Here is a 6,925-nt window from a genome sequence, read left to right as displayed (position 1 = left end):
AGCCCGCAGCGCTGCCGCGTCCGTCAGGCCAAGCGCCTGTTCCACCGTCGCGGCAATCTGACGGGCGGAGAGACCCGCCTCCTCATACTGTTTCGCCGGGCTATCGTGATCGATGAACACATCCGGCAGCACCAGCGGGCGTACCTTCAGGCCGCGATCCAAACGCCCACTGAGCGCGAGATGGTGCAACACGAGGCTGCTGAAGCCGCCGACCGACCCTTCTTCGACCGTCAACAAAACCTCATGGTCAGCAGCCAGCCGGTCCACAAGATCGGTATCGAGCGGTTTGGCGAAACGGGCGTCGGCCACCGTTACCGGTAAGCCGCGCTGGGCCAGTAGATCGGCGGCGGCCAGCACTTCGGCAAGGCGCGTGCCGTAGGAGAGAATGGCCGCCCGTCCGCCTTCCTTTAAAATCCGGCCTTTGCCAATCGGCAGAAGGCTGCCGCGTTCCGGTAAATCGAGCCCCACCCCCTCGCCGCGCGGGTAGCGGAAGGCGATGGGGCCTGCGTCATAGGCGGCGGCGGTCGCCACCATATGCATGAGTTCCACTTCGTCGGCCGCCGCCATCAGCACCATATTCGGCACCGCGCCCAGGAAGGCGGTATCGAAGCTCCCGGCGTGGGTCGCCCCATCGGCCCCGACCAGCCCGGCGCGGTCGATAGCAAAGCGCACCGGCAGATTCTGAATTGCCACATCGTGAACGATTTGATCGTAAGCGCGCTGAAGAAACGTGGAGTAAATCGCGCAGAAGGGCTTTAGCCCCTCGCAGGCGAGCCCCGCCGCAAAGGTCACGGCGTGCTGTTCGGCAATCCCCACGTCGAAGGTGCGCGTTGGAAAGAGTTTGCCGAAGCCGGATAGGCCTGTACCGGAGGGCATCGCCGCCGTAATCGCGACGATGCGACTATCGGCCTGGGCTTCGGCAATCAAGCCGCGCGCGAAAACCTCGGTATAGGTCGGCACATTGCTGGCGGGTTTGGCTTGCGTGCCGGTCAGCACGTCGAACTTGCTCACCCCGTGGTATTTATCGGCGGCCTCTTCGGCGGGCTTGTAGCCCCGGCCCTTTTGCGTCACCACATGGATCAACACCGGGCCGTCATCCGGCATATCGCGCACATTGCGCAGCACGGGCAGCAGATGATCGAGGTTATGGCCGTCGATCGGGCCGATGTAATAGAAGCCCAATTCTTCGAAAAGCGTGCCGCCCGACACCATGCCGCGCGCATATTCTTCCGCCTTGCGCGCCGCGCGCGTCACCTTCGGCCCAAGCGCTTGCGCCACGTCTTTGGCGAGATGGCGCAACGAGCGGTAGGATTTGGAGGAAATCAGCTTGGAGAGATAGGCGCTCATCGCGCCCACCGGCCGCGAGATCGACATATCATTATCATTGAGGATAACAACGAGGCGGGAGCGCATCGCCCCTGCGTTATTCATCGCCTCATAGGCCATGCCCGCGCTCATCGCGCCGTCGCCGATCACTGCAATGATGTTGCGCGCCTCACCCTTCAGGTCGCGCGCCACCGCCATGCCGAGCCCCGCCGAAATCGAGGTGGAGCTATGGGCCGCGCCGAACGGATCGAAGTCGCTTTCCGTCCGCCGGGTGAAGCCCGACAAGCCGCCGCCCTGGCGCAACGTGCGGATACGGTCGCGCCGTCCGGTCAGGATCTTATGGGGATAGGCTTGATGGCCCACGTCCCAGATCAGCCGATCATGGGGCGTTTTGAATACGGCATGGAGGGCAACCGTCAGTTCGACGACACCGAGCCCTGCCCCCAAATGCCCGCCGGTGCGGCTGACCGCATCGATCATCTCGGCCCGAACTTCCGCCGAAACCGCGCGCAACGCCTCGGCATCGAGGGCGTGCAGGCCGTCGGGGAGCATCAGTTGATCGAGCAGAGGGGTATTGAGCATCTAAATCAGTCCGGCAGAGAGCTAAGGCAAATCCCGAGCGGGGGCACCCCCGCGACGACGCATTTGCGGAGAGAAAGCATTAGGCGCGACGGTCGACGACGAAGCGGGCGACTTCGCGCAAGCGCTCCGCCGTATCCCCAAAGGGATCGAGATGGGCACAGGCTTGTTCCGCCAGAAGAATCGCCTGCGCCCGCGCCCGCTCGACCCCGAGGATGGAGACGAAAGTCGCCTTATTCGCGCCCGCGTCCTTGCCCGTATCCTTACCGGTTTCGGCGCTGGAGCCTTCAACGTCCAACAGATCGTCGGCAATCTGGAAGGCGAGCCCAAGGTCATGGGCATAGGCATTGAGCGCGTGGCGCATCTGCTGCGGCGCTTTGCCCAAAATTGCCCCGGCTTCGCAGGAAAAAGCGATAATCGCGCCAGTCTTCAAGCGTTGCAGCCGAGTGATTGCGCCGATTTCGAGCGGCAGGCTTTCGGTTTCAGCCTGCAAATCCATCATCTGCCCGCCGCACATGCCTGCAATCCCGGCGGCTTGGGCCAGTTCCTTGACAAGTTCGATGCGCACCGCCGGATCGCCATGAACGCCTGCATCCGCCAGCACTTCAAAAGCGCGCGTCAACAAAGCATCGCCCGCCAGAATTGCCGTGGCTTCATCGTACATGCGGTGAACCGTGGGGCGGCCTCGGCGCAGTTCAGCGTCATCCATCGCGGGCAGATCGTCGTGGATCAGCGAATAGGTGTGCAGCATCTCCACGGCTGCCGCGACCTTTACAGCAGAAGAGTGCGCGACCTTGAACAGCGCCGCCGATTCGACCACCAGAAAAGGCCGCAGGCGTTTGCCCCCCGCTAAAACGGCATAACGCATCGCCGCCGACAGGCGCGCTTCGCCGCTCTCGCCGCCGCCGTCCGGGATCAGCCGGTCCAGCATGGCATGAACGTCGGTTGCAACCTCGGCCATCGCGGCTTGCAGCGGCAGGGACCGCCCGTCAAGATTGGGCATCGAAGGGCTCCGTTCCAACCGCACCATCCGGCCCGGCGACGATTTTGTCGATCTTGGCCTGGGCTTCCGCGAGCTTCGCCTCGCAGTGGCGGCGCAGGCGCACGCCCCGATCATAGGCCCCTACGGCATCGTCGAGCTTGCCTTTGCCCGATTCGAGATCGCGCACAATGGCTTCCAGTTGGGCCATTGCGTCTTCGAAGCTCAAGCCTGCGATATCGTCGCTCATTCCGGCCCTAAACCCTTCCCGTTACGAAACATCTGGCGCGGCCATCAGCGCCAGCACATGGGCCGCCGCGCTGTCCGCCAACGAGCCCAGGTCATACCCGCCCTCTAAGGTCGAAACAACCCGCCCATCACACACATAGGCCGCAATGCGTAAAATTTCCCGCGTGACCCACTGATAATCTGGCTCAAACAACGACAGGGAGGCCAACGGATCATCCGCATGACCATCGAAGCCCGCCGAGATAAAAATGAAATCCGGCGAGAATTCCGAGAGTGCAGGCAAAATATGTTCAGAAAACGCATGACGGAAATCGCTGGACCCGGCCCCCGGCGCGAGCGGCGCATTCACGATATTGCCAACGCCGCGCTCGCTGCGCCCGCCCGTTCCCGGATAGAGCGGAAACTGATGAGTGGAGCCGAAGAAAACTGCCGGTTCCGCCTCGAAAATCGCTTGGGTGCCATTGCCGTGATGCACGTCGAAATCGATGATCGCCACGCGCTTCAGCCCATAGCGCGCCCGCGCATAGGCCGCCCCCACGGCGACATTATTGAAAAAGCAAAAACCCATCGGCTGGCGCGCTTCGGCGTGATGCCCCGGCGGGCGCACTGCGCAGAAAGCGTTCGACGCTTCCCCGGCCATAACGGCATCAACGGCGGCGCAAAGGGCACCTGCCGCCCGCAAGGCTGCCTCCTTCGTCCCCGTCGAGGCGATAGTATCGGTATCGATGGCTAAATGCCGCTCTTCTCCGCCGGGAACGGGCTCGGGCAAGGCCGCCAACATGCCTTCGACAAAATCGCGCGGATGGGCCAAGGCCAGTTGATCGACGGTGGCGAGCGGCGCTTCCCGGCGTTGCAGCGCCTCAAACTCTGGCTCGTCTAAGCGCGCCAGAACCGCACGCAACCGGTCGGGACGTTCAGGATGCATCGGGCCGGGATCGTGGCCCAAGCAGGCTTCGTGGGTGAATAGCAGCGTCGCCATTTTCGGGCCTTTTTGACCTTTCTTCGCGTCTTCCGCCCCCGGTTGGGGCAAGCCTGTTGCCGGGAGTACACCCTCCCTCAGGGCGCAGAGTGACTATTCATCGCCCCTGGGACCAGCGCAACCCGCTTCCACCAAAAAGCGCCACCCTTTCGCGTCTTGTGTTATCTCAAGCAATTGATGCCCGGCCGCCAAGCAAAAAGCCGAAAAATCGCGGTGGGTATTGGGATCATCCGAAAGCAAAAGGATTTTCTGTCCCGAAACACTATTTCTTGCTGCTTTGCGAAATTGCAAAATAGGCAACGGGCAGCGTAACCCGGTACAATCCAGCGTTAAAATCTGATTTGAAAAGCCACTCACAACCTTGGATGTTCCCTTTAACGTTGCTCTTAGGAGTGCAGCCGTAATCTTATTGGATTCTTAATATTCCCAAAATATAGTTTGCGATTGGGCTGTATGACAGTAGTTTGAGACAGTACGCTTAGCATGTTGCCGCCCTAATCTCCAATCTGGATCTGCTAACCCCCCGTGTCAAAAAGCATTTCCCTTCCGACCCAACCTTATGAACGCCGTATTCGGCGTCAAATGGGGGTCTTGGCCGATATTGGGGCGCGTCCGGTTCGGTCGCAGGTCGACCTTGAATCCTGCCTGAACGACGTTTTATTGACCGCAAGCGAGATGCTGCAAATCTCGCGGTGCAGCCTGTGGCAATTTGTCCCCGATGGATCGGGTATCGAATGTAAAGCCTATGTCGATGATCCGGGGGTTCCGAATATCATCGGCACCATTCTGAATGCGGCTGAATTTCCAGAATATTTCAACGAGGTCCGTACCCATCGGTTGTTTATTAGCGACAACACGCTGGACGATGCGCGCCTGGGCGCGCTGTTGCCGTATTTGGAGAAAGCCTGGATCGGCGCGATGCTGGATGCGCCGATTGTGATCGGCGGCCAGAACTGGGGCATTCTCTGCTGCGAGCATCGTGGTGGCCCCCGACAATGGCTTGTGGAAGAGCAAAGCTTCGTTGCCAATTTGGCCGATTGCGTGGCGATTGCCGTCAGCAATCTTCAGCGCGCCCAGGCTGAAGAGCGCCTGGGGCAGGCCGAAGGGCGGCTGCGCGCGCTGCTGTCGACCCAGGAAAAGCCCGCTGCGGCGATTACCGTCGATCCGCTGACCCAGCTACCGAACCGCGACGCCCTGCGCCTGCGCCTCAATGATCTCGTCGAAGAACGGCTTGGCTACGCGATCATCTGCATCGATTGCGACGATCTTGCCAAGGTGAACGATAGCCTGGGCCATGCGGCGGGCGATATGGCCCTCTCCATGCTGGCGCACCGCCTGGACCGGCACGCCGTCAACTTCGGCATGCTGGCCCGGCTGCGGTCCGATGAATTCGCTTTGCTGGTTCCCGGCGTCACCACGCCGTCGGAACTGGAAGCCATTGCCGATATCCTGTTAACCGAAGTACGCAGTCCCATTGTGGTGGCGGGGCACACGCTGACTCAATCGATCAGCCTCGGCATCGCCTTGCCCGATAGGCTGGAGGATGACCCGGACGAGGTTATCCGCAATGCCGCAACGGCCATGCGCCGGGCGAAAGAACAAGGCGGCGGCACTTTTGCACACTTCAATCCAACCATGCGCCACCAGGCCGTGGCGCGGTTGCGACTCGAAGCCGATCTTGTAACCGCCCTGAGCCGCGACGAGTTGAAGCTTTTCTTCCAGCCGATCATGTCGCTCGGCGACCGGCGCTTAGTCGGGTTTGAAGGGCTGGTGCGGTGGATTCACCCGACGGAAGGCATTATCCCCCCGGCGCGCTTTATCGAGCAGGCCGAGGAATCGAGCCTTATTCTGGATATCGGCGCGCGGCTATTTCAGCAGGCTTGCACCGAATCGGCGCGCTGGCGGCGGCTGCTGGGCAATCACGCCCCGACAATCAGTGTTAATCTTTCTGCCCGGCAGTTTGCCGATCCATCCCTTCTGCGCATCATCGATGCGGCGATGGAGGCGACCGGCGTGCCGGGATCGGCGCTTAAGCTGGAAGTGACGGAAACCTCGATCCTCTCCCACGCCGATCTTGTGCTAAACCAGATTCACGCAATCCGGGAGCGCGGCCTAGGTGTTGTGATTGATGATTTCGGCACCGGCTATTCCAGCTTCAGCCATCTTCTAAAGTTTCCCATCGATGGGCTGAAGATTGACCGGCGGTTCGTGTCGCAAATCGGGCAGGACCGCCGCTCCACCGCCATCGTCGATGCCATGATTACGCTGGCGCGGTCGTTGGAACTCAATCTCGTCGCCGAAGGGATCGGAACGCCGGAGGTCGCCAATTACCTGACGGCTCACGGCTGCTGGGGCGGGCAAGGCTATCTTTTCGACCGCCCACTGACGGCAGAAGCCGCGATGCAGCGCATTGAACTCGCGCTGCCACACCTGAATACCGGCACTTAATCCGAAAAGCGGCTCTTCAGCCCGGCAATCCCCAAGACCAACCAGCCGAGAATAAGCGCGCTGCCGCCTAAGGGCACGATTGGGCCTAAGCTCGTCCCCAGCCAAGCGAGGCTATAGAGCCCGCCGCAAAACCCAAGAACCCCTAAACCAAACAGCAGGGCCGCACTCCAATGCCCCCACCGGGGTAGCGGCGCGAGCGCGACGAGCCCAATCGCCAGGGCATGGAAAAGCTGGATATGGCTAGCCATGCTCGCAAGCTCGGAGGCAAGCGGCCCGTGGGCGGAAGCCGCCGCCGCCATCATCGCGGTCGCGCCAACCGCGCCAGCCAGGGCCAACAGCCCGGCCCGCAGCCCGACGCGCGCCAT

The 6,925-nt window shown here is 61.6% G+C and carries 7 protein-coding genes; 1 reads left to right on the top strand and 6 read right to left on the bottom strand.

The window, feature by feature from the left end:
* The 5 genes from dxs to ACIQ36_RS17070 form a co-directional block, all read right to left on the bottom strand.
* On the bottom strand, positions 1 to 1,908 hold a 1,908-nt coding region (gene dxs, locus ACIQ36_RS17090; protein WP_395831533.1), incomplete at its 3' end, for a 1-deoxy-D-xylulose-5-phosphate synthase.
* 79 nt (positions 1,909 to 1,987) lie between these two features.
* Entirely contained in the window at positions 1,988 to 2,908 is a 921-nt protein-coding gene (locus tag ACIQ36_RS17085) for a polyprenyl synthetase family protein (protein ID WP_395831531.1), read from the bottom strand.
* Positions 2,895 to 3,134, bottom strand: a complete 240-nt coding sequence (locus ACIQ36_RS17080; RefSeq protein WP_045775588.1) for an exodeoxyribonuclease VII small subunit — start codon at positions 3,132 to 3,134, stop codon at positions 2,895 to 2,897. Before ACIQ36_RS17080 ends, ACIQ36_RS17085 begins: the two co-directional genes overlap by 14 nt.
* 21 nt (positions 3,135 to 3,155) lie before the next feature.
* A complete protein-coding gene (locus tag ACIQ36_RS17075; protein WP_395831529.1) occupies positions 3,156 to 4,112 on the bottom strand; it encodes a histone deacetylase family protein in 957 nt (318 codons plus the stop codon).
* 93 nt (positions 4,113 to 4,205) lie between these two features.
* Positions 4,206 to 4,469: a sulfurtransferase TusA family protein gene (locus ACIQ36_RS17070; protein ID WP_395831527.1), complete on the bottom strand. Its 264-nt coding sequence runs from the start codon at positions 4,467 to 4,469 to the stop codon at positions 4,206 to 4,208.
* A 234-nt stretch (positions 4,470 to 4,703) separates the two neighbouring features.
* Here ACIQ36_RS17070 and ACIQ36_RS17065 point away from each other — a divergent pair, with 234 nt between their 5' ends.
* Positions 4,704 to 6,560, top strand: coding sequence for a putative bifunctional diguanylate cyclase/phosphodiesterase (locus ACIQ36_RS17065; protein WP_395831526.1), 1,857 nt, complete (start codon positions 4,704 to 4,706; stop codon positions 6,558 to 6,560).
* On the opposite strand, the gene ACIQ36_RS17060 is transcribed toward ACIQ36_RS17065, so the two are convergent.
* Positions 6,557 to 6,925, bottom strand: a 369-nt coding sequence (locus tag ACIQ36_RS17060; protein WP_395831524.1) for a DUF423 domain-containing protein, incomplete at its 5' end; no start/stop codon positions are given. The two genes, ACIQ36_RS17065 and ACIQ36_RS17060, sit on opposite strands and share 4 nt — an antisense overlap.

This window comes from Elstera sp., from assembly GCF_044372965.1.
Taxonomy (GTDB): Bacteria; Pseudomonadota; Alphaproteobacteria; order Elsterales; family Elsteraceae; genus Elstera.
The sequence above is the reverse complement of the archived record's forward strand: the minus strand, read 5'-3'. Positions and strand labels throughout refer to the sequence as shown.